The 19,842-nt window shown below is 44.4% G+C and carries 22 protein-coding genes; 13 read left to right on the top strand and 9 right to left on the bottom strand.

Features of this window, described 5'->3' with window-relative positions:
- Positions 1–17: 17 nt before the first annotated feature.
- From B0I27_RS12235 to B0I27_RS12225, 3 genes are all read right to left on the bottom strand, one after another.
- Positions 18–623 carry a hypothetical protein gene (locus B0I27_RS12235; RefSeq protein ID WP_245925504.1) on the bottom strand — a complete coding sequence of 202 codons (606 nt, stop codon included), beginning with the start codon at positions 621–623 and terminating at the stop codon, positions 18–20.
- Positions 613–1,416: a metallophosphoesterase family protein gene (locus tag B0I27_RS12230; protein ID WP_106293738.1), complete on the bottom strand. Its 804-nt coding sequence runs from the start codon at positions 1,414–1,416 to the stop codon at positions 613–615. Before B0I27_RS12230 ends, B0I27_RS12235 begins: the two co-directional genes overlap by 11 nt.
- Positions 1,417–1,538: 122 nt before the next feature.
- Positions 1,539–2,942, bottom strand: coding sequence for an ATP-dependent DNA helicase (locus B0I27_RS12225; RefSeq protein WP_106293736.1), 1,404 nt, complete (start codon positions 2,940–2,942; stop codon positions 1,539–1,541).
- Between the two features lie 52 nt (positions 2,943–2,994).
- On the opposite strand from B0I27_RS12225, the gene B0I27_RS12220 reads away from it, so the two are divergent.
- From B0I27_RS12220 to coaD, 3 genes are read left to right on the top strand one after another with little or no spacing between them, the layout of a single operon-like run.
- On the top strand, positions 2,995–3,834 hold the full coding sequence (locus B0I27_RS12220) for a DUF3822 family protein (protein ID WP_106293734.1): 840 nt from the start codon (positions 2,995–2,997) through the stop codon (positions 3,832–3,834).
- Complete coding sequence (locus B0I27_RS12215; RefSeq protein WP_106293732.1) at positions 3,825–4,370, top strand: RsmD family RNA methyltransferase; 546 nt, start codon at positions 3,825–3,827, stop codon at positions 4,368–4,370. The genes B0I27_RS12220 and B0I27_RS12215 overlap by 10 nt, the downstream gene beginning before the upstream one ends.
- Positions 4,371–4,385: 15 nt before the next feature.
- Positions 4,386–4,847 carry a pantetheine-phosphate adenylyltransferase gene (coaD, locus tag B0I27_RS12210; RefSeq protein WP_106293730.1) on the top strand — a complete coding sequence of 154 codons (462 nt, stop codon included), beginning with the start codon at positions 4,386–4,388 and terminating at the stop codon, positions 4,845–4,847.
- Here coaD and B0I27_RS12205 read toward each other — a convergent pair.
- Entirely contained in the window at positions 4,833–5,444 is a 612-nt protein-coding gene (locus B0I27_RS12205; protein WP_106294013.1) for an NUDIX hydrolase, read from the bottom strand. The two genes, coaD and B0I27_RS12205, sit on opposite strands and share 15 nt — an antisense overlap.
- A 7-nt stretch (positions 5,445–5,451) precedes the next feature.
- On the opposite strand from B0I27_RS12205, the gene pyrE reads away from it, so the two are divergent.
- The 3 genes from pyrE to clpB all read left to right on the top strand — a co-directional run bounded on the left by pyrE (position 5,452) and on the right by clpB (position 9,289).
- Entirely contained in the window at positions 5,452–6,111 is a 660-nt protein-coding gene (gene pyrE / locus B0I27_RS12200) for an orotate phosphoribosyltransferase (protein ID WP_106293728.1), read from the top strand.
- 5 nt (positions 6,112–6,116) lie between these two features.
- Positions 6,117–6,515, top strand: coding sequence for an SRPBCC family protein (locus B0I27_RS12195; protein ID WP_106293726.1), 399 nt, complete (start codon positions 6,117–6,119; stop codon positions 6,513–6,515).
- A gap of 152 nt (positions 6,516–6,667) precedes the next feature.
- Positions 6,668–9,289: an ATP-dependent chaperone ClpB gene (gene clpB / locus B0I27_RS12190; RefSeq protein WP_106293724.1), complete on the top strand. Its 2,622-nt coding sequence runs from the start codon at positions 6,668–6,670 to the stop codon at positions 9,287–9,289.
- Between the two features lie 102 nt (positions 9,290–9,391).
- Here clpB and B0I27_RS12185 read toward each other — a convergent pair whose 3' ends face one another.
- Positions 9,392–9,883, bottom strand: a complete 492-nt coding sequence (locus B0I27_RS12185) for a D-glycero-alpha-D-manno-heptose-1,7-bisphosphate 7-phosphatase (RefSeq protein WP_106293722.1) — start codon at positions 9,881–9,883, stop codon at positions 9,392–9,394.
- A 272-nt stretch (positions 9,884–10,155) separates the two neighbouring features.
- Between B0I27_RS12185 and B0I27_RS12180 the strand changes: the two genes are divergently transcribed.
- Entirely contained in the window at positions 10,156–10,644 is a 489-nt protein-coding gene (locus B0I27_RS12180; protein WP_106293720.1) for a hypothetical protein, read from the top strand.
- A 43-nt stretch (positions 10,645–10,687) separates the two neighbouring features.
- On the opposite strand, the gene B0I27_RS12175 is transcribed toward B0I27_RS12180, so the two are convergent.
- The 4 genes from B0I27_RS12175 to B0I27_RS12160 are packed head-to-tail and all read right to left on the bottom strand — an operon-like array spanning position 10,688 to position 14,614.
- On the bottom strand, positions 10,688–10,873 hold the full coding sequence (locus B0I27_RS12175) for a CsbD family protein (protein WP_106293718.1): 186 nt from the start codon (positions 10,871–10,873) through the stop codon (positions 10,688–10,690).
- 60 nt (positions 10,874–10,933) lie between these two features.
- The gene (acs, locus tag B0I27_RS12170) at positions 10,934–12,847 is read right to left on the bottom strand and encodes an acetate--CoA ligase (RefSeq protein ID WP_106293716.1); all 1,914 of its coding nucleotides are present in this window, start codon (positions 12,845–12,847) and stop codon (positions 10,934–10,936) included.
- Between the two features lie 20 nt (positions 12,848–12,867).
- Entirely contained in the window at positions 12,868–13,098 is a 231-nt protein-coding gene (locus tag B0I27_RS12165) for a DUF6814 family protein (RefSeq protein WP_106293714.1), read from the bottom strand.
- Between the two features lies 1 nt (position 13,099).
- Positions 13,100–14,614, bottom strand: coding sequence for an MFS transporter (locus B0I27_RS12160; RefSeq protein ID WP_106293712.1), 1,515 nt, complete (start codon positions 14,612–14,614; stop codon positions 13,100–13,102).
- A 548-nt stretch (positions 14,615–15,162) separates the two neighbouring features.
- On the opposite strand from B0I27_RS12160, the gene rpmB reads away from it, so the two are divergent.
- The 6 genes from rpmB (at position 15,163) to bshC (ending at position 19,842) form a co-directional block, all read left to right on the top strand.
- Positions 15,163–15,396, top strand: coding sequence for a 50S ribosomal protein L28 (gene rpmB / locus B0I27_RS12155; protein ID WP_106293710.1), 234 nt, complete (start codon positions 15,163–15,165; stop codon positions 15,394–15,396).
- Between the two features lie 19 nt (positions 15,397–15,415).
- Positions 15,416–15,598 carry a 50S ribosomal protein L33 gene (gene rpmG / locus B0I27_RS12150; RefSeq protein ID WP_106293708.1) on the top strand — a complete coding sequence of 61 codons (183 nt, stop codon included), beginning with the start codon at positions 15,416–15,418 and terminating at the stop codon, positions 15,596–15,598.
- A 31-nt stretch (positions 15,599–15,629) separates the two neighbouring features.
- On the top strand, positions 15,630–15,794 hold the full coding sequence (locus B0I27_RS12145; RefSeq protein WP_106293706.1) for a DUF4295 domain-containing protein: 165 nt from the start codon (positions 15,630–15,632) through the stop codon (positions 15,792–15,794).
- Positions 15,795–15,878: 84 nt separating this feature from the next.
- Positions 15,879–16,841, top strand: coding sequence for a signal recognition particle-docking protein FtsY (gene ftsY / locus B0I27_RS12140; protein WP_106293704.1), 963 nt, complete (start codon positions 15,879–15,881; stop codon positions 16,839–16,841).
- 20 nt (positions 16,842–16,861) lie between these two features.
- Positions 16,862–18,196, top strand: coding sequence for a 30S ribosomal protein S12 methylthiotransferase RimO (gene rimO / locus B0I27_RS12135; protein ID WP_106293702.1), 1,335 nt, complete (start codon positions 16,862–16,864; stop codon positions 18,194–18,196).
- Between the two features lie 47 nt (positions 18,197–18,243).
- Positions 18,244–19,842, top strand: a complete 1,599-nt coding sequence (gene bshC, locus B0I27_RS12130) for a bacillithiol biosynthesis cysteine-adding enzyme BshC (protein ID WP_106293700.1) — start codon at positions 18,244–18,246, stop codon at positions 19,840–19,842.

Genomic DNA, 19,842 nt, shown 5'->3' with positions numbered 1-19,842 from the left:
AAATAAGATCCGGATTTTTAAAAAGCGACGCGGACTCCGAAACCGAGTTTGAAAATATCCGTGACAGAGAGTGCTCCGGCGTTCTGAAAGTAACTTACCAGATAAAGCTCATTGGTATTAAACTCTGAATATACGCTTAGCGATTTGATGCCCAGAGACGGAGCAACCTTACGGGTATCTATCTTTACTTCCGTACCCAGGGAAATATGCGGACGGAGGGCTGTTGACCACCAGTAGTATCCTTTTTCGTAGGTATCTTTATCCCACTGAAAGTCGAACTTAGGCCCGAAATGGTAGCTAATGAAGGCTCCCGGATTTACGGGATAAAGTTTTGCCCAATCATTCAGCTCAATTTCGAAAGGTCTGTAGGCGAATTTAATGGTGCTGATATGCAGCCTGCCACCTTGGTTTATGGGAACAAATCCGTACATAAAATCCAGAGATCCCCTGTCGTTTTTGAATAGTTCGTAACCTACTCCTGCACTGAGGAAACCGATACTCCCGGCATATTGCGCTAGCGCAGATTTGGGGACGAGCCTTTGAGGGAACTGCGCCTTGGCTGTGTTCGGCTGCGTCAACAGAAAGACGACAAACAATGCTCCAATGAGGTATTTAGTATTCAATGTTTTTGTAATTAAGTTGACCGTTAACGATCTCTATCAGCAGGAACTCCCGATTTTCAATAGCATTGGTAACGAGGTAAGGGATCGGGTCGCCATGGAAGTGGTAGACGTTTTGCGAATGCGAATGCGCGTAAAGTGAGGCAAGCGTGTTGGGCGACCGATTAATCATTTGGGTATATACCTCGACAAACCGGGGGTCGAAATCAACGCCGTCGGGCGGTACGTGGGCCACAGGAATATAGGCATCTACTCCCTCCTGGGGTTTCAGCTGCCTGGAAAGCCAGGGAAGATCTGGGACGTTGCCATTGAACTTACTCTCACGACTGTTGGTGTTATGGCCTATGAACTTCACTCCCTGATAGACAAAACTGAAATTTAGTTCCCCGAACATCTTGATAAAAGCCTCTTCTCCGTTAGCTACCAAGTCATGGTTACCAATAACGCCGATATAAGGCATTTTTAGTTTCGAAAAGATACTGTGAACCCATTCCATCTCCTGAAGAAGTCCGAAATCTGAAATATCGCCCGCCAAAAAAACGAAGTCTACACCAGGAATTTTATTTACCGCATCAACCAGTTTTTCGGCGTTTTTGTACTCCCGCTGACTGTCGCCCGTTAACACGAAGCGTATGGTATCGTCGCCGGGAGTTTCTGCCAATCTTGCAAGTGCCTTTTTATTTAGATCGCGTGGACTTTTTGAATCGGAGGATTGATTGGGACTATATTCTATACTGCTGCATGCCTGGAGCAATACAACGCTAATAATAGAAAAGAACAAAAGCCTTTTGAACATGGCGCAAATTTCTACTTTATATTTGACTTATCAGGTCAAAAGGTCAAATAAGAGATTTCTATGACGATCTGTGCTGTAACAACACCATCCTTTTACTCCGGTTTGTAAAATATGAGCGTTGTTTAGAAAAACTTCTCACTGAAGTTGACGAGATAAAGCTCTTTAACAGACCGTGTAACTGCTGTGTAAAGCCATCTGAGAAAGTCAGTATTCATCATCTCGTCTGTCATATAACCCTGATCTACGAAGACCGCATCCCACTGTCCGCCCTGCGCTTTATGACAGGTAACGGCATAGGCGAACTTCACATGAAGAGCGTTGTAGTATGGATTTTTCTTGAGCTCTTCCATTCGCTTATTCTTATCGCGGATGTCGGCATAATCTTTCATCACCTCTTCATAGAACCGGCGCCCGCCTTCCCTGCTCAGACCAGGACCGTCTGCGTAGATCGTGTCCAGGAGGATTTTGCAATTAAGCGGTTCTTCATCGGGGTAGTCGATAAAATCGAGCACGACGTCGGCAAAGCGAAATCCGTAAAGCTCCTGGATATTTCGGACCTTCCGAACTTTGGCGATGTCGCCGTTGGCGATAAAGGCGTTCGAAGATTCCTCCTTTTCGAGCCAGAAATAATTATTGCGAACCACCATGAGGTAATCGCCACCGGTAAGTTCATCCTCGCGGGTGAGGATTCGATTACGGATCTGCAGATTATAGTTATTGGCGTTTTTGTTAGACCTACAGATCACGAGGGTATTCTCCATCCCAAATTTACTGTAGGCGTAGTGAAGCCCCTCGGAGAGCTTCTCTCCTGTCATTTGATAGATATCCGGATAGCCGGTTACTTTGATTTTTGGGAACTCTGTTTTCCCAGTGCGGATGAGCTCCCGCAAATTGGTGGCGTTGTACAGGATACCGGACAGTTTCTGCTGCCTGACGACGTCGGTCATCTCATGATAGTGAACATGAAGACCAAAGCCATCCCTCAACAGCGCGGGATCGAGGGCCGGACTGGAGTCTGAGCCTACGGGAGGAAGCTGTGCCGTATCTCCCACCAAAAGGAGCTTGCAGTTCTTTCCCTGATAGACGTAGGATATCAGATCCTGAAGCAGTCCATGCTTGCCAAAGCCGCCCTCTTCGTTCGAGATCATAGACGACTCGTCGACAATAAATATTGTATCCTCGGCAATATTATGCCCTAGGACGAAATCCATTTCCAAGGTAGCCGCATTCTTCTTTCGGTAGATCTTCTTGTGGATGGTAAAAGCTTTTCTGCCGGAGTAATTGCTGATAACCTTTGCCGCCCGCCCCGTAGGTGCCATAAGAGAAGACTTCAGCTTCAGTCTGGGGAAGATCCTGACCAATGAACCGATAATTGTCGTTTTCCCAGTTCCGGCGTAACCGCGCATAACGAAGCACGCTCTGGGATCCTCAGAGGTTAAAAAGCGTTCCAGCTTTTTGAATACTTCCAGCTGCTGACTGGTGGGATTGAGGCCGAAGTTTTGGTTCAGGAGATCACTTACCTTCATATTGACATGCAAAAATGCGAATTCCTTCTAAAAAACATTTAGTTTTGCTGTAATGAACAATGTCGGAACACTTCATCTGAAAGATAAAAATTACCTGCCCGAACAGGCTGGTTCGTGTGAGTTGCTCATCAAGCATAACAAACATAAGCTATCTTATGCCATAAGAAACATACAATCGAACGAGCTGTATGTTATATATGATGCGTCGATATCTGGTTCTATGGAAGAGGCCTTTACGGGTCTGACAGCTCAGAATGAGTATTTAAATCAATCGTTCGGACAAGTCAAAGTAAGCTCTGAGACCTTCAATTTTGTTTTTATACCGACAGAGCTGTATGCAGAAAGTTCTTCATCAAGCTTCAAAAATTTTGTTCAGAGCACGAAACCGACCAGAACCTGTACCAATGCCATGCTTGATGGGAAAGTTCAGGCCGTAAGTGCTGTTGAAGACAGTGTAGTTGCCCCGTTGAAGAAGAAGTTCTCAAACGCGGTAGTTTATTCGCAGGCGGAGGCATTTATTGAAAGTGCTCTTAAAGGATCTGCGAATGAAAGCGGGCTACGGGCATTCATCCAGTTTAATTCAGGTTCTTTTGAAATGGTGATCGTATCAGACGGTGAGTTTGTTTTCTACAACATCTTTTCATTTGAGAACGCCGATGATTTCAATTACTACCTGTTGTTGATAAAGCAACAGTTCGAACTTCAGCCCGCTACCCCTGTACTGCTGGCCGGTGAGATAGAAAAGTACAGTGAGCTTTATAAAAGGATCGCACGTTATTTCCAGAACATACGATTCTGCGACAGTACATCAATAGTTAAGCATCCTGACTCTTTCAAATTGCTGCCATCTCATCAGTTCTTTTCACTACTTAGCATGAGCTTATGCGAATAATAAGCGGAAAGCTCAAGGGGATACGCCTTAACACACCGGCTGGTTTACCGGTGCGCCCTACAAAGGATATGGCTAAGGAGGCGCTATTCAATATTCTGCACAACCAGTACGACCTCGAGGAGCTGAAAGTTCTCGATCTATTTAGTGGTACAGGAAGTGTATCCGTTGAATTCGCGTCGCGGGGTGTTCAAGATATCGTTTCTGTAGATCTGGACAGAGGATGTTACAATTTCTTACGTTCGGTGGTTAAGCAATACGCTTTAGACGCCATTAAGCCCCAGCGAGCTGATGTAATTAAATATCTTCGGGAGGAAACGGATAAGTACGACCTAATATTTGCCGATCCCCCTTATGATATCGCTGAAATTCCACTGATTCCGCAGCTTGTTTTTGAGAGAGAGCTGCTTAATCCGGGTGGGGTGCTGATTGTGGAGCATCATACCATGAAAAAGCTGGCGGACCATCCGAACTTTGTCGAACAAAGGAAGTATGGATATTCGTCGTTCAGCTTCTTCGAACTTAAAGAACCGGAATAATTATACCCATTAAGCATGAAAATAGCCCTTTTCCCCGGATCATTTGACCCGATAACCATTGCTCATGTTGACATCATCAAGAGATCTGTCTCCTTATTCGACAAAATAGTTATAGGTGTAGGCAGTAACAGCAACAAAAATGCGTTACTTAGCCCGGAGACCCGAATCCAAATGATGGAGGCCGTTTTCGCTGACGAGCCTCGTATCGAAGTAACATCTTACGAAGGACTCACCATTAACTATTGCAAAGAAATTGGGGCTTTGTATATGCTGAGAGGTATCCGTACGGTATCCGACTTTGAATACGAGAAGGCGATTGCTCAGATGAACCATGAACTTGAACCCAGCATTGAAAGTATTTTTATACTCAGCAACCCGGGGTACTCGTCCATCAGTTCAACCATTGTACGCGATATTTTGAGGCACCACGGTGATATCAGCAAATTTGTACCAAAAGAGGCACTACGGTTTTTGTAGTGGTGACTTAATGAGTTCAAGGATGTTCATTATGGTTGGATAGGTATTCTTTTGAATTGACCCGAAATGGTCTTCAGACATCCATCGGGCATCGGTAATATCTTCTTCAAGTTGTGGGACCAGCTTCTGTTTTGCGGCTTCCATGGTATACCAACTGGTTTTCTTGAAGATGACCTCGTTCCGCTCCTCGTATACGTGCCATGTATTTGTAAGCTTATCCAGAAGGCGTCCTACGCGGATACCACATTCTTCTTCAACTTCCCTTACAGCAGCACTTCTTGTCTTTTCGCCTTCATCTAACTTTCCTTTAGGGAGATCCCATTTTCCTTTTCTAAAAATGAACAGATACTCCTGATCAGGAGTTGAAACTACTCCTCCGGCCGCCTTTATGACCTGATAAGCCTTACGTAACTTTTTAAAGTACTCCTTCGCATTATCGACTAAAATCAGGTAAATTCCCGGCTCAGTCTTCTTGGCTTGTTTATAAAAATCGCGGAATACAAATAATTGAGGGTCAATATTTTGAAATTTACCAAGCCCTGTCGGGACAAATTCTGAGATGATTAAAGCTGTTTCGTTAATATAAATTCTATACATTTGTGTCATGATCAACAAAAGTGAGATTGAGCAGAAAGTTGCCGAATTTTTGTTACAAATAAAAGCAATAAAATTACAACCTGCCAAACCATTCACCTGGGCTTCGGGATTAAAATCACCTATTTATTGTGACAATCGCATAACTCTTTCATATCCAGCTATAAGAACTTACATCCGTCAAAACCTTTCTGCGTTGATTCAGGAAGAGTACGGATCTGTGGGTGTTGTTTGCGGCGTTGCTACCGCAGGTATTCCGCAGGGTGCGCTTGTTGCGCAGGACCTTGGCCTTCCCTTCGCATATGTACGCGCGACGGCTAAAGATCATGGAACGGGAAGCCTGATCGAGGGAGAAATACACGAAGGTCAGCGTGTTGTACTCGTTGAAGATCTTATTTCTACAGGAAAAAGCAGTATTCAGGCTGTTGAGGCGCTGCGCGCAGCAGGTTGTGACGTTGCAGGGATTGTAGCCATATTCAGCTATGGTTTACCGGAAGCAACAGAGAACTTCAAAAATGCGAGATGTCGTTTCTCTACGCTATCTAACTATAATGCGTTAATTGAATATGCCTCTGAACATCGTTTTATAACAAAAGAGGATGTTGAGCTGTTAAGAAAATGGAGAGACAATCCAGTTGAATGGAGTGAGTCTGTATCTAACTTATCTTAATTGGTATGACAGTTTTTGAAAGCAAAGAAAATATCAACAAATCGGTGGAAGAGGTATACGCCTTTCTGTCGGACTTCAATAATCATAAGCAGTTAATGCCTGAGATGATCTCAGAATGGCATTCTTCTGTAGATGAAGCTAGTTTTTCCATTCAGAATATGGCAAAACTTTCGTTGCAGATCTCGAACAGGATATCGAATACGAGTGTGATTATCGTACCGGGCTCTCAGGTTCCGTTTCACGTGGAGATGAGATGGCTGGTTGCCGACATGGGAGATAACACTACAGAGGCTGTGCTTACTGTATCTGCTGAACTGAATATGATGATGAAGATGATGGCCAGTGGCCCATTGAAAAAATTAACTGAGCACCAGGTCAGTGCATTGAAAAATACCTTGTCATAGACTTTATTCCTTAAGACAAATCTTCATACAAGTCTTTATACATCAGACTTTTAGTCAGCAGAAAATTCATTAAACAGACAAAATTTCATGTCGCCGGTTCCTTCCAGGTTCTGGCTTTTTTTTTGTGTAGTATTCTGCAAAAAGGAATCGATATGAACTTTAACAACTATACCATAAAGGCCCAGGAAGCTGTGCAGAAGGCTTCTGAAATTGCTGCCGGGAACCAACAGCAGGCCATAGAAAATGCGCATCTACTGAAAGGTTTGCTGATGGTAGATGAAAACGTGGTTCATTTCCTGTTGAAGAAACTAAACGTTAATATCAACCGTTTGAACACCATTCTGGATGCTGAGATTCAGAGTTATCCAAAGGTCAGCGGTAGCAATATTTACCTCTCATCAGATACGAACTCCACTTTGCAAAAAGCTCAGGCGTACTTGAAGGAGTTTAAGGATGAGTTCATTTCTGTTGAGCATATCCTGCTCGGGATATTAACCACATCCGGAAAAGTCAGCTCTCTTCTAAAGGATTCGGGTGTTACGGAAAAGGACTTGAAAAAAGCCATCGTTGATCTGCGCGGAGATCATAAGGTGACGGATCAAAACGCCGAGGCGACTTTCAATGCCCTAAACAAATACGCCCGCAATTTGAATGAATATGCGGAATCGGGCAAGTTGGATCCGGTGATTGGCCGGGATGAGGAGATCCGAAGAGTGATCCAGATCCTCTCGCGCCGTACGAAGAACAACCCTATTTTGATTGGTGAACCTGGGGTTGGGAAAACAGCTATAGCTGAAGGTATTGCGTTCAGGATCATTAAAGGTGACGCGCCCGAGAACCTGAAGTCGAAGACGGTCTTCTCCCTGGATATGGGCGCGCTTGTAGCGGGTGCTAAATATAAAGGGGAATTTGAGGAGCGCCTGAAGGCTGTTATCAAGGAAGTTACGCAAAGTGACGGCGAAATTATTCTGTTTATCGATGAGATCCATACACTTGTAGGTGCAGGTGGCGGTGAGGGTGCTATGGATGCGGCAAACATCCTGAAGCCCGCTCTAGCCCGCGGTGAACTGCGTGCAATTGGCGCTACGACATTAAATGAATACCAGAAGTATATTGAGAAAGACAAAGCCTTGGAACGCAGATTTCAAAAGGTTACGGTAGATGAGCCTGATACACAGGATGCTATTTCGATTCTGCGTGGTTTAAAGGAGCGGTATGAAACGCATCATAAAGTGCGGATCAAGGACGAAGCCATTATTGCGGCCGTAGAGCTTTCTCAGCGTTATATTTCCGACCGTTTCTTACCGGATAAGGCAATTGACCTGATGGATGAGGCGGCTTCCAAGCTGCGGCTGGAGATGGACTCTGTACCGGAGGCCGTGGATGAGCTGGAGCGCAAGATTATGCAGCTGGAAATTGAGCGCGAGGCAATCAAGCGCGAAAATGATGATAAGAAGGTGCAGGAACTGAGTGGAGAGATTGCGAACTTATCTGCCGACCGGGATTCGCTAAGGGCGGCATGGCAGGGTGAAAAGGACCTCGTTGATGGCATTAACAGTCTGGGTGAGCAAATTGAGAACTACAAGCTGGAGGCTGAGCAGGCTGAACGCGCAGGGGATTATGGCCGGGTAGCGGAGATTCGTTACGGGAAGATTAAGGAGGCTCAGGATCAGGTGGAGAAGCTGAAAGCGGAGCTGGCTGAAAAGCAGTCAGACAGCCGCATGCTGAAGGAGGAAGTGACTTCGGATGATATTGCGGGAGTTGTTTCGAGATGGACCGGCATTCCGGTTACGAAGATGATCCAGAGTGAGCGGGTGAAGCTACTGCATCTGGAAGAAGAGCTGCACAAGCGCGTTGCAGGACAGAATGAAGCGATTGAGGCGATATCGGATGCGATACGACGCTCTCGTGCCGGACTTCAGGATAAGCGTAAGCCTATTGGTTCGTTCATTTTCCTGGGCACAACGGGTGTTGGTAAAACGGAGTTGGCCAAGGCGCTGGCGGAATTTCTGTTCAACGATGAGGCTTCGATGGTGCGGATCGACATGAGTGAGTACCAGGAACGACATGCGGTATCCAGACTGATAGGCGCGCCTCCGGGATATGTGGGTTATGATGAAGGCGGACAACTTACTGAGGCGGTGAGACGTAAGCCTTATAGCGTGATCTTGCTTGATGAAATTGAGAAGGCTCACCCGGATGTGTTCAACATTTTACTGCAGGTGTTGGATGATGGCCGTTTGACCGATAACAAGGGTCGTGTGGTGAACTTTAAGAATACGATCATCATCATGACTTCCAATATCGGTTCTCACCTGATTCAGGAGAATTTCAGCACATTGATCGATACCAATCGCGATGAGATCGTGGCAAAAACCAAGAATCAGATCTTTGAGCTGCTTAAGCAGACGATCCGTCCGGAATTTTTGAACAGGATCGATGAGTTGATTATGTTTACGCCGTTAGACAGAACTGAGCTACGCGATATTGTATCTCTGCAGTTCAAACACGTTCAGCAGACACTCGCTGAGATGGGCGTGGAGATTGAGGCCTCTGATGAGGCGCTTGACTGGCTGGCACAGCTAGGTTACGACCCGCAGTTTGGTGCCCGTCCGCTGAAGAGGGTTATTCAGAAACGGATTTTGAATGAGCTGTCGAAGGATATTCTTGCAGGAAAGATTGATAAGGACAGCCGGATCATCCTGGATGTGTTTGATCAGAAGTTTGTGTTCCTGAATAAGGCGACGTTGGAAGAACATACTGCGACGCATTAAATATTTACCTGATGCGTTTACAAGGCATTGAGTGATCAACTTACACAGCCCCTTTAAGGATTTGAGCTTAAAGGGGCTGTGTAATAATATTCTTTCTGGTTTCTATGCGATTAGGTGGAGCACCTCGCTGATCGGCTGATCGGAATCAATCAGGATCCCGGTTAAACCTGCGGCCTCTCCTGCTATGACATCACGCTCCCTGTCGCCTATAAAGTAAGATTTGGAAGCATCTATATCAAACCTGGCAACGCCCTTTTCCAACATCAGAGAGCCCGGCTTTCGGCACATGCAGTTGCCATTATAATCCGGATGGTGGCGGCAATAGTAGATCTCTGTAAGGTGAATACCCTGGGCTTCGAAAACAGTTCTTAGATGGTCGTGCATCTGAGCCAATGTTTCTTCGCTATACCAGCCCTTGGCTGTCCCGCCCTGATTGGTGATAACTATAAGCAGGTAGCCCTTGTCTTGTAATGCTTTCAGTGGTGCGAAGTTATGCTCCAGGACATGAAAGTCTTCCAGCTTGCATACATAATCTCCTAACTCCCGGTTTAATACGCCGTCGCGGTCTAGGAAAACAGCCTTATTCTTTTTCATTGCCCAAAACTACGATTCCTTTTTATTTAAGCGGCATAAGATTACGATTGGGGTTGGGTAGATACTTAGTAATTGCTTCTTCTCAGGTGGTATTTCGACAAAAGAAAAAATATTGCAATTTATAATGGATCTTGAGACAGACCTTTATTGCGTTTAATAACATGTGGGGGGTGATTTCCGGAAATCATAGTGCGAAACACGGCTCAGATAGGTGTTTAAACGCTTGACAATCAGAATACTTTTATATTGATTTGTCTGATAAACCGATTAATATGAAACGAACCTTACAACTGGCCGGCCTGGCTTGCCTCCTTGTTCTGATGTCTTGTGAACAAAAAGCTGATCCCTCACAGTCGCAATTTCTGCTACGTTTGAAAAAGACGCAGGACACCGTCGACATATTTCAAAACAAAGAGGTTCTCAAAGCCCGGGTAATTACTAACCTGAACAAGTATGTTCGCGACAATGCCCTGACATTTAAAAACTGGACTTTCCATGTGGAAAATATAGCAGCTGATAAATTGAATCTTAAGAGCGTAGGACTTGGTGATTCATTGATTTATGGCGTCCCTTTTGCAATGCTTATCCCTCAGAATAACGCTGCGGTAAAGGATGCGATCACGAAATTAAAGGTTGGAGACAAGATAGCCATCAGCGGAGAGATGGCAATGAAAACGGAGGATGGGAAGGTGTCTATGAACAGCTATTTTGAGTCTGACTCAACGAAATTTATTAAGTTAATGCCAACGGAAGTGAAATAACAAAAAAGGCGGCTTAGATAAACTAAACCGCCTTTTGTTATTTTTACAGGCTTCTTAACCAATCAACTACTTCGTCTCTGGTTTTACCTGTTTTGGTCTGAAGCTTTCCATAAAGCTCGTCTTCCTGACCTTCCTGGTAGGCTAAATCATCATCGGTAAGATCACCGTATGCTTGTTTAACTTTCCCTTTTATTTCATTCCATTTTCCTTTTAATTCTAGCTTGTCCATGATATATGTTTTAAGTAGATACTATTAACACAACAGGACATACCGGAAAATGTTTGACCATCAGAGAGCTCCTTGTCTGATCTCCTCGACCACGGCTGGATCGAGAAGTGTGCTGGTATCTCCCAGATTACCAGTCTCTCCTTCTGCGATTTTACGCAGGATTCTTCTCATGATCTTTCCTGAACGCGTCTTTGGAAGGCCCGCAACGAATTGTATTTTATCTGGCTTTGCGATGGCACCGATCAGACGTGTAACAGTTTTGAGTATGTCTTTTGTAACGAGCTCTTTGTCGTTATGTGTAGAATTCCCAAGAATGACATATGCGTAAATACCTTGTCCTTTAATGGCGTGGGGGTATCCTACAACGGCGCTTTCGACCACGTCTGCGTGCATATTGATCGCGTTCTCCACTTCCGCAGTACCTATACGGTGGCCTGATACATTTAATACATCGTCCACGCGGCCTGTTATTTTATAATAGCCATCCTCATCTCTTAAGCAACCATCGCCGGTGAAGTACATGTCCGGATAGGCAGAAAAATAGGTCTGCCTGCAGCGTTCATGATCTCCATAGGTTGTCCGGAGCATACCGGGCCAGGGATACTTGATACAGAGGTTGCCACTCACGCCATTTCCGGTGATCTCCCGTCCGTTTTCATCGACCAGGCAAGGTTGAATGCCCGGAAGCGGAAGCGTTGCGTAACCCGGCTTAGTGGGCGTGATTCCGGCTATGGGACTGATCATGACCCCTCCGGTTTCTGTTTGCCACCAGGTATCGGCTATCGGTGCCTGTCCCTTGCCAATCTTTTCGTTAAACCAATGCCACGCTTCTTCATTTATAGGCTCTCCTACTGATCCCAACTTGGTGATTGAACTCAGATCTTTTCCCTGCAAGGCTTCGTTTCCAAAGCTCATAAGGGAGCGGATCGCGGTCGGCGCAGTATAGAGAATGTTCACCTTGTACTCGTCTACAATATTCCACAGACGATCTGGACCGGGCCATGTCGGAACTCCCTCAAACAAAAGCGTTGTTGCTCCCTGACTAAGCGGACCATAAACGATATAGGTATGACCCGTGATCCAGCCGATGTCGGCAGTACAGAAGTAAATTTCCTCCGGTTGATACTGGAAAACGTTCGCAAAAGTATAGCCGGCAAAAACCATATACCCTCCACAGGTGTGGACGATGCCTTTTGGTTTTCCGGTTGAGCCGGAGGTATAAAGGATGAACAAGACATCCTCGGCATCCATTTCCTCAGGCGGGCAATCAGGATTTCCCTGAGTTTCCACCTTCTTGATCTCATCTTCCCACCATACATCACGACCCTTGATCATGGAAACAGCCGTACGGCTACGCGTGAGAACGATCACGCGGGATACGCTGCGACATTGAACGAGTGCATCGTCGATGACCTCTTTTAACGGAATATCTTTGGGTCCTCGGAAGCCCCCGTCTGCGGTGACCACTACAGAGCAATCCGCGTCGTTTATACGATCGGCGATGGACTGGGCAGAAAAACCGCCAAAAATAACGGAATGCACCGCTCCTATTCGTGCACAGGCCAGAACGGCAATTGCCAGCTCGGGCACCATAGGTAAATAGATGCAGACACGATCGCCCTTTTTCACTCCATTATTCTTCAGGACATTGCCGAACTGACAGACCTTGTCATGCAGTTGCCTGTAAGTAAGTACGCGATGTTCCTCTTCAGGATCATTAGGTTCCCACATAATTGCCGGTGTGTCGCCGTTATGCTCGAGGTGCCTGTCGAGGCAATTTTCTGTAATGTTCAGCTTCGCACCCTCAAACCACTTGATCTCCGGATCGCGAAAGTTCCAGCTTACGACATTGTCCCATTTCTTCCGCCAGGTGAAGTTCTCTGCAATTTCTGACCAGAACTTTTCAGGCTGTTTTACACTGTAATCGTAAACTTCCTTGTAATTCTCAAAAGAAGAAATTTTTAATTCTCTCATTATGGTATCTGTATGAATAGTTATTTTCGAATCTCACTGCTGTATTCCCCTTTATAAGCGTAATATCCGAATAGTATAAAGCCGATTAAGATCGGAATGAAGATCGTGACGATGACGATCCAAAATACATAGTCTTCTGCATTTGTAGTGGGCGAGCTTAAAGCCTGGGCCGTTTGATAAAACAGATATACACCCAGTATGACGCCTAAGAGCAACCAAAGTATTCCGAGGTATTTACGTAATAAATTCATCTTAGTCGTTCGTTGTATTGTGAGTAGTTTTGTTAATATATACCAGGCCGATAATCAGACAAAGCGCAGCTACTCCTATAGGATACCACAGACCGTCGAAGGGTGTGGCTCCCGGCAGGGATGTCAGGCTGATGGCGATGAAAGGTGTTAATCCTCCAAATACCCCGTTTCCGATATGGTAAGGCAGCGACATGGAGGTATAACGTATATTAGTAGGAAACAGTTCGACTAGAAACGCTGCAATAGGCCCATAAACCATCGTAACAAAAAGAACCTGAACAAAAACCAGTGCTACGAGTATCCAAAACGAGGAGGTGGGCAGTACTATTTCGGTAGCTTCAACCGGCTTGGAAGCGACGCTTTGGGAAGTAATTTTCCTCTCGATAGTTCCATCAGAAAAATGCCGTTCCCGGGTCTGAACAACTTGCGTCTCGCCCGCCTCGTTCTTGTTGGTTTGCCGCTCAACCTTAGTGCTTGAGGGAACTTCGACCATTGTAGTTACATCGGACAAGGCATACATCTGCTTGTAAATTGGACGGTAGAACAGAATTCCGCAAAGCATACCGGCCATCATAATATTCCGTCTTCCGATCTTATCAGACCATCCTCCAAAAATAATGAAGAATGGTGTGGCCAGAAGGAGACCTATGGCGATGATGTAGTTAGACTGAACGAATTCGATACTCATTGTCTTCTGTATAAACGAAAGCGCATAAAACTGTCCGGTGTACCAGATGACCCCCTGTCCTGCAGTAGCTCCAAAGAGCGCAAGAAGCACCATCTTGAGGTTTTCCTTCTTTCCGAAGGACTCCTTCAAAGGATTTTTGACCGTTTTTCCCTCAGCTTTGACCTTTGCAAAAAGCGGAGATTCGTGCATTTTCATACGAATGACAATCGATACGAACACCAACAGGGAAGAGAGAAGAAACGGAATACGCCAGCCCCAGCTGTTGAATGCGTCCACTCCGACGAGATGCCTGATCAGCAGGATAACGCCCAATGAAAGAAATAGCCCCATTGTGGCCGTTGTCTGTATAAAACTTGTATAGAAGCCGCGTTTATTTGCGGGAGCATGCTCGGCTACATAGGTAGCCGCCCCCCCATACTCGCCGCCGAGAGCAAGGCCCTGGATCAGGCGCAGCAGTAAGACCAGAATAGGTGCGGCATAACCAATAGAGGAAAATCCGGGGATGAGGCCTATCGCAAAGGTTGATCCGCCCATAAGGACGAGGGTAAGTAAAAAGGTATATTTCCTTCCGATCAGGTCGCCGAGCCGGCCAAAGACCAGCGCTCCAAATGGACGCACTATAAATCCGGCAGCAAAGGTGGCCAGGGTGGAAAGAAATGCAGCGGTAGGGTTTTCTAAAGGAAAAAATTGAGTGGATAAGATGGTTGCAAGACTACCGAAAATGTAGAAGTCATACCACTCGATGAGAGTTCCTACTGAGGAGGCAGTGATCACACCCCAAAGTTTGTTTTTTCCCTCCACCGGCGCAGAGACTGAAGAATTGGCCATAATTTAGATTAGTTTTAGTTAGCAGCCTTGAAATTATAAATATTATGGAATAGAAAGGCTAAAAAAACAAAAAACATGTTGGCACAGCTATATGAGGTATGAACGCTGATTAGTTCGACTAAATAATTTGACAGCTCGGTGGATGATACTCGTATTGCTCTAGCATGAAGAGAGTCATCGGGTCATACTGCAGATAGCTAGCTGGTGCTCAATGCAGGGAATCTTTTCCTGGAATGGGCAGCCGTTACATCTTAGTTTGAGGACGACTTGCCGATGAAATTTTGTCTTCCGATAAAAAAAGTTACAAACGCTTTCCTTGAGCTCAATATGGTGCGCATCTGTAACACAAAATCGAAAGAACGATATTGGCTGTGGCTCTGCCGAGAAAGTTCTCACAAACAGCGTCAACTCCATTTAAGAAGTCCTCTGAGAGGAAAATGATGTAATTAAAATAATTAGCTAAAAAATATTGCGATTTAAATTTATTCTTATGATATTTGCAAACTCTTTAAGAGACTGATTTTTACAAAAAGATACACAACATAGTCATGTCGAGAATTTGTGATTTAACAGGAAAAATGGCAATGAAAGGTCATAACGTTTCAAACTCAAACGTTAAGACTAAGCGCAAATTTTATCCTAACCTGAAAGTAAAGAAATTTTACATTCCTGAAGAAGGCCGCTGGATTACGCTGAAAGTTTCTACTTCAGCAATCAAAACTATTAATAAGAACGGAATCAGCGCCGTGATTAATAAATTCCTTAAGCAAGGATTCGTTTAATTAATTTAAAAAGAAGAAAATGGCTAAGAAAGGTAACCGTGTTCAGGTGATTTTAGAATGCACTGAACACAAGGCTAGTGGCGAACCTGGGATGTCTCGTTATATCACCAACAAAAACAAAAAGAACACTACTGAGCGTTTAGAGTTGAAGAAATTCAATCCTTTCCTGAAGAAGGTAACTGTTCATAAAGAAATTAAATAGTTTAGGGTCTTCCTAATTAAAGTATAAAGAGATGGCAAAGAAAGTAGTTGCAACCCTGAAAACAGGAAAAGGCAAAGAGTATTCTAAAGTGATCACAATGGTTAAGTCTGACAAAACCGGCGCTTACACTTTTAAAGAAATCATGGCACATAACGACCACGTTAAAGACGCTATTGCTGAAGCTAAAAAAGCTTAGTGAGCTTATTCCTTTAAATATTAAGGAGCCGTCCCGATCTACATCAGGAGGGCTTTTTTTGTATAGTCAGCATATTACACTACCATGGGATTATTCGATTTTTTTAAGAAGAAGGAAACTACACCTGTCGAAAAGGAGGCCTTAGATAAAGGCTTGGAAAAGACCAAAGACGGTCTCTTTTCCAAGCTTACAAAGGCGGTGATAGGTAAATCTACTGTCGATGATGAAGTTTTAGACAACCTGGAGGAAATCCTTGTCACATCTGATGTAGGGGTGGCTACTACGCTGAAAATTATTGATCGCATACAGGCAAGAGTTGCCAGGGACAAATTTTTCGGCACATCTGAACTAAACAATCTCCTGAAGGATGAGATCCAACAACTCTTAGCGGAGAATAACAGCAGTGACTTTGAAAGCTTTGAGTACGGCAATCATAAGCCCTATGTAATTATGGTGGTGGGTGTAAATGGAGTGGGCAAGACTACAACTATCGGCAAATTGGCTCATCAGCTGAAGCAGGCGGGAAGCAAAGTGGTGCTTGGCGCTGCGGATACATTCAGAGCTGCCGCTGTTGATCAGCTGAAATTATGGGGCGAGCGTGTTGGTGTACGCGTCGTTGCTCAACCAATGGGTTCTGATCCGGCATCTGTTGCCTATGACACCATTCATTCAGCTGTTTCCAACGGTGAGGACGTGGTCATCATTGATACGGCCGGCAGGTTGCATAATAAGGTGGCTCTGATGAATGAACTTACTAAAATTAAAACAGTGATGCAGAAGGTCGTACCTGGTGCTCCTCATGAAATCTTGCTTGTTTTAGATGCGTCCACCGGACAAAATGCGATAGAACAATGCAAACAGTTCACTCAGGCAACTGATGTAAATGCACTGGCATTAACTAAACTGGACGGCACTGCGAAAGGCGGTGTTATTATCGGAATTTCAGACCAATTCAAGATCCCGGTGAAGTATATTGGAGTTGGTGAAGGGATCAATGATCTTCAGCTTTTTGACAGAAAAGAATTTGTGAATAGCCTCTTCAACTAGGCTGCTTAGATGGGAATGGAATGATAACGAATAGCACAAAAAAGAGAGAATTGGTTAAGAAGCCTAAGGTGAATGTAATCACCCTTGGTTGTTCTAAAAATATATACGACTCAGAGGTGTTGATGGGACAGCTTCGTGGCAATATGATAGATGTCGTTCATGAGTCAGAAACCGTTGCGAAAGATGATATCATTGTTATCAATACATGTGGCTTCATTGATAATGCAAAACAGGAATCAATTGATACCATACTTCAGTATAGTGAATTAAAAGAACAAGGTAAAGTAGGAAAAGTGATCGTTACTGGTTGCCTTTCCGAACGCTATAAACCGGAGTTAGAATCCGAGATCACGAATGTGGATGCTTTCTTTGGAACCAATGATCTACAGAATATCTTATCTAACCTTGGTGCGGATTATAAATACGAACTTTTGGGCGAACGCCTGCTTACTACCCCTTCTCACTTTGCTTATTTCAAGATCGCTGAAGGTTGTAATCGCCCCTGCTCCTTCTGTGCCATTCCTCTGATGAGAGGCAAGCACGTTTCAAAGTCGATTGAAGACCTTGTAAATGAGGCAAAAGGATTGGTGAGAAACGGCACAAAGGAACTGATCCTGATTGCGCAGGATCTTACCTATTACGGATTAGATCTTTACGGAAAGCGTAATCTGGACGAGTTGCTACGCAATCTGTCTGATGTAGCTGGCGTAGAGTGGATACGACTGCAATATGCCTATCCTTCGGGTTTCCCGATGGAGGTTCTGGATGTGATGAACGAGCGCGATAATATCTGCAAGTACCTGGATATGCCTCTCCAACATATCAGTGACCCTATGCTAAAATCTATGCGTCGTGGGATAACCAAGCAGAAGACGATTGATCTGGTAAGCGCGATCCGCGACAAAGTTCCTGAGATTGCATTGAGAACAACTCTAATCTGTGGCTATCCTGGTGAAAAGGAATCAGACTTTCTGGAAATGAGAGACTGGGTAGAACAAACCCGCTTCGACAGACTCGGCTGCTTTACTTATTCACATGAGGAAAAGACTCATGCGCATTCTTTGATAGATGATGTTCCTGAAGAGGTTAAAGAACAGCGTGTGGAGGAAATCATGAATGTTCAGCAGGAAATATCTTTCGAAAAGAATCAGGAAAAAGTAGGTAAAACTTTTAAGGTTTTAATTGACAAAAAAGAAGGTGATTACTTTGTAGGTCGTACGGAATATGATTCTCCGGAGGTTGACAACGAAGTCTTACTTCATGCTTCAAGTAATTATGCTACTTTAGGCAGCTTCGTCCAGGCGAAAATTGAAAGAGCAGAAGACTTCGATTTGTATGGACAAATTGTCAAATAAATGATAAGAACCTGAGGAATTGAAAAATTCCTCTAATTTCGTAAACGATGAAAGCAACCTACATCGATTATAACGAAACAAACAGTTTTTCATCCACGGCTCTGCGCTATTTGGCCCAGGATTCTAGACTCGAACCCTTCGTATCTTATTTTCCAACCATCGAGAACTTCGGTAAGCTTATCGCTGAAAAAAAAGTGACTGCTGATCGTAAGGCTCTCCATGATGTAGTGTTCCATCAATATGCAGAAACTTTGTCTACCTCAGCTCTGCATGAGAAGGTAAATGACAATATCAAGTTGCTCCTGGAAGACAGCACTTACACCGTCACGACCGGACACCAGCTCAATATATTCACCGGGCCCCTCTATTTTATCTATAAAATAGTAACAGCAATAAATCTCGCCACTGAACTCAAAGAGAAATACCCAGAGAAGAACTTTGTACCTATCTATTGGATGGCGTCTGAAGATCACGACTTCGCTGAAATTAATAACGTAAATCTTTTTGGAACCAAAATCTCGTGGGATGCTCAGGTTAGTGGTGCAACAGGCCGGTTGGATCCTCAAACGATAGAAGAAGCTTTAAGAACTTACCAGAATTCCTTAGGCCTATCGAAGAACTCAGATCGCTTAGCCTCAATCTTAAAAGCTGCTTACCTTGAACAGAGGACGTTGGCTGCTGCAACTCGCTTTCTTGTGAATGCCTTATTTCAAGAGTACGGTGTGGTCGTTGTTGACGCTGACGAGCCTGCCTTAAAAAGGCAGTTCCGAGATATAGTTGAGGAAGACATCTTGGCGAAAAAAAGCTTTAGGGCTATTAATGATGCCAGTGCAAAGTTAAAGGAAGCTGGCTTTGACCCTCAGGTGAATAGCCGCGACATCAACTTTTTTTACATGAAGGACGATCTTCGTGAGCGAATCGTTGAAGATAAAGGAACGTTTTACGTTCTCAATACGGATATTCAGTTCACGTACGAAGAATTGCGCTTAGAAATCCGTTCATTTCCTGAGCGTTTTAGTCCGAACGTTGTCATGCGACCGCTATATCAAGAGGTAATCCTTCCGAACATAGCTTATATAGGCGGCGGTGCAGAACTGGTGTATTGGTTACAGCTAAAGCAAAACTTTGATCAATTCGGTATCAATTTCCCTATTATCCTTCTAAGAAACTCAGCAACCCTTACTGACGAATCATTTAGTAGCAAATTATGTCGATTGCATCTGCAGGCGAAGGAAATCTTCAAAGACGCTGAAACGCTCAAAAAGGAATGGGTTCTTAAAAATAGTCGTCATTCCCTATCACTGCAGGAAGAGATATCGGAATTTCAGGCGCTTTTTGAAAAGCTGAAACTTCGTGCCTGCAAGATAGATCCAACATTGCTTCCCAGCACAGATGCTGTTAAAGCGAGACTTAAGCATGCTCTTCTGAACTTAGAGAAGAAGCTAATAAAAGCTGAGAAAAGAAATCACGAAGGCACACTCCAGCAGATTGACGGCCTCAAAGCGAAGTACTTTCCATCAGGCGGTCTACAGGAGCGGACAGAAAATTTCGGAATTTACTTTGTGAAATACGGAGATACATTAATCTCTGAGCTGGTTAGGCATTTTAAGCCTTTAGACTCAAAATTCACTATCCTTGAACCTTAA

It is taken from the genome of Arcticibacter pallidicorallinus, from assembly GCF_003002875.1.
GTDB classification, from domain to species: Bacteria; Bacteroidota; Bacteroidia; order Sphingobacteriales; family Sphingobacteriaceae; genus Arcticibacter; species Arcticibacter pallidicorallinus.
This window is presented reverse-complemented; position numbering and strand designations above follow the sequence as displayed.

What these genes read in the sequence shown, in the direction of transcription:
- clpB (WP_106293724.1), top strand. Translation starts at nt 6,668, where the DNA reads ATGAACTTTAACAACTATACCATAAAGGCCCAGGAAGCTGTGCAGAAG.
- B0I27_RS12195 (WP_106293726.1), top strand. Translation starts at nt 6,117, where the DNA reads ATGACAGTTTTTGAAAGCAAAGAAAATATCAACAAATCGGTGGAAGAG.
- B0I27_RS12215 (WP_106293732.1), top strand. Translation starts at nt 3,825, where the DNA reads ATGCGAATAATAAGCGGAAAGCTCAAGGGGATACGCCTTAACACACCG.
- B0I27_RS12160 (WP_106293712.1), bottom strand. Translation starts at nt 14,614, where the DNA reads ATGGCCAATTCTTCAGTCTCTGCGCCGGTGGAGGGAAAAAACAAACTT.
- bshC (WP_106293700.1), top strand. Translation starts at nt 18,244, where the DNA reads ATGAAAGCAACCTACATCGATTATAACGAAACAAACAGTTTTTCATCC.
- coaD (WP_106293730.1), top strand. Translation starts at nt 4,386, where the DNA reads ATGAAAATAGCCCTTTTCCCCGGATCATTTGACCCGATAACCATTGCT.
- B0I27_RS12175 (WP_106293718.1), bottom strand. Translation starts at nt 10,873, where the DNA reads ATGGACAAGCTAGAATTAAAAGGAAAATGGAATGAAATAAAAGGGAAA.
- rpmG (WP_106293708.1), top strand. Translation starts at nt 15,416, where the DNA reads ATGGCTAAGAAAGGTAACCGTGTTCAGGTGATTTTAGAATGCACTGAA.
- B0I27_RS12220 (WP_106293734.1), top strand. Translation starts at nt 2,995, where the DNA reads ATGAACAATGTCGGAACACTTCATCTGAAAGATAAAAATTACCTGCCC.
- B0I27_RS12230 (WP_106293738.1), bottom strand. Translation starts at nt 1,416, where the DNA reads ATGTTCAAAAGGCTTTTGTTCTTTTCTATTATTAGCGTTGTATTGCTC.
- ftsY (WP_106293704.1), top strand. Translation starts at nt 15,879, where the DNA reads ATGGGATTATTCGATTTTTTTAAGAAGAAGGAAACTACACCTGTCGAA.
- B0I27_RS12145 (WP_106293706.1), top strand. Translation starts at nt 15,630, where the DNA reads ATGGCAAAGAAAGTAGTTGCAACCCTGAAAACAGGAAAAGGCAAAGAG.
- B0I27_RS12225 (WP_106293736.1), bottom strand. Translation starts at nt 2,942, where the DNA reads ATGAAGGTAAGTGATCTCCTGAACCAAAACTTCGGCCTCAATCCCACC.
- pyrE (WP_106293728.1), top strand. Translation starts at nt 5,452, where the DNA reads ATGATCAACAAAAGTGAGATTGAGCAGAAAGTTGCCGAATTTTTGTTA.
- rpmB (WP_106293710.1), top strand. Translation starts at nt 15,163, where the DNA reads ATGTCGAGAATTTGTGATTTAACAGGAAAAATGGCAATGAAAGGTCAT.
- acs (WP_106293716.1), bottom strand. Translation starts at nt 12,847, where the DNA reads ATGAGAGAATTAAAAATTTCTTCTTTTGAGAATTACAAGGAAGTTTAC.
- B0I27_RS12185 (WP_106293722.1), bottom strand. Translation starts at nt 9,883, where the DNA reads ATGAAAAAGAATAAGGCTGTTTTCCTAGACCGCGACGGCGTATTAAAC.
- B0I27_RS12180 (WP_106293720.1), top strand. Translation starts at nt 10,156, where the DNA reads ATGAAACGAACCTTACAACTGGCCGGCCTGGCTTGCCTCCTTGTTCTG.
- rimO (WP_106293702.1), top strand. Translation starts at nt 16,862, where the DNA reads ATGATAACGAATAGCACAAAAAAGAGAGAATTGGTTAAGAAGCCTAAG.
- B0I27_RS12165 (WP_106293714.1), bottom strand. Translation starts at nt 13,098, where the DNA reads ATGAATTTATTACGTAAATACCTCGGAATACTTTGGTTGCTCTTAGGC.
- B0I27_RS12205 (WP_106294013.1), bottom strand. Translation starts at nt 5,444, where the DNA reads ATGTATAGAATTTATATTAACGAAACAGCTTTAATCATCTCAGAATTT.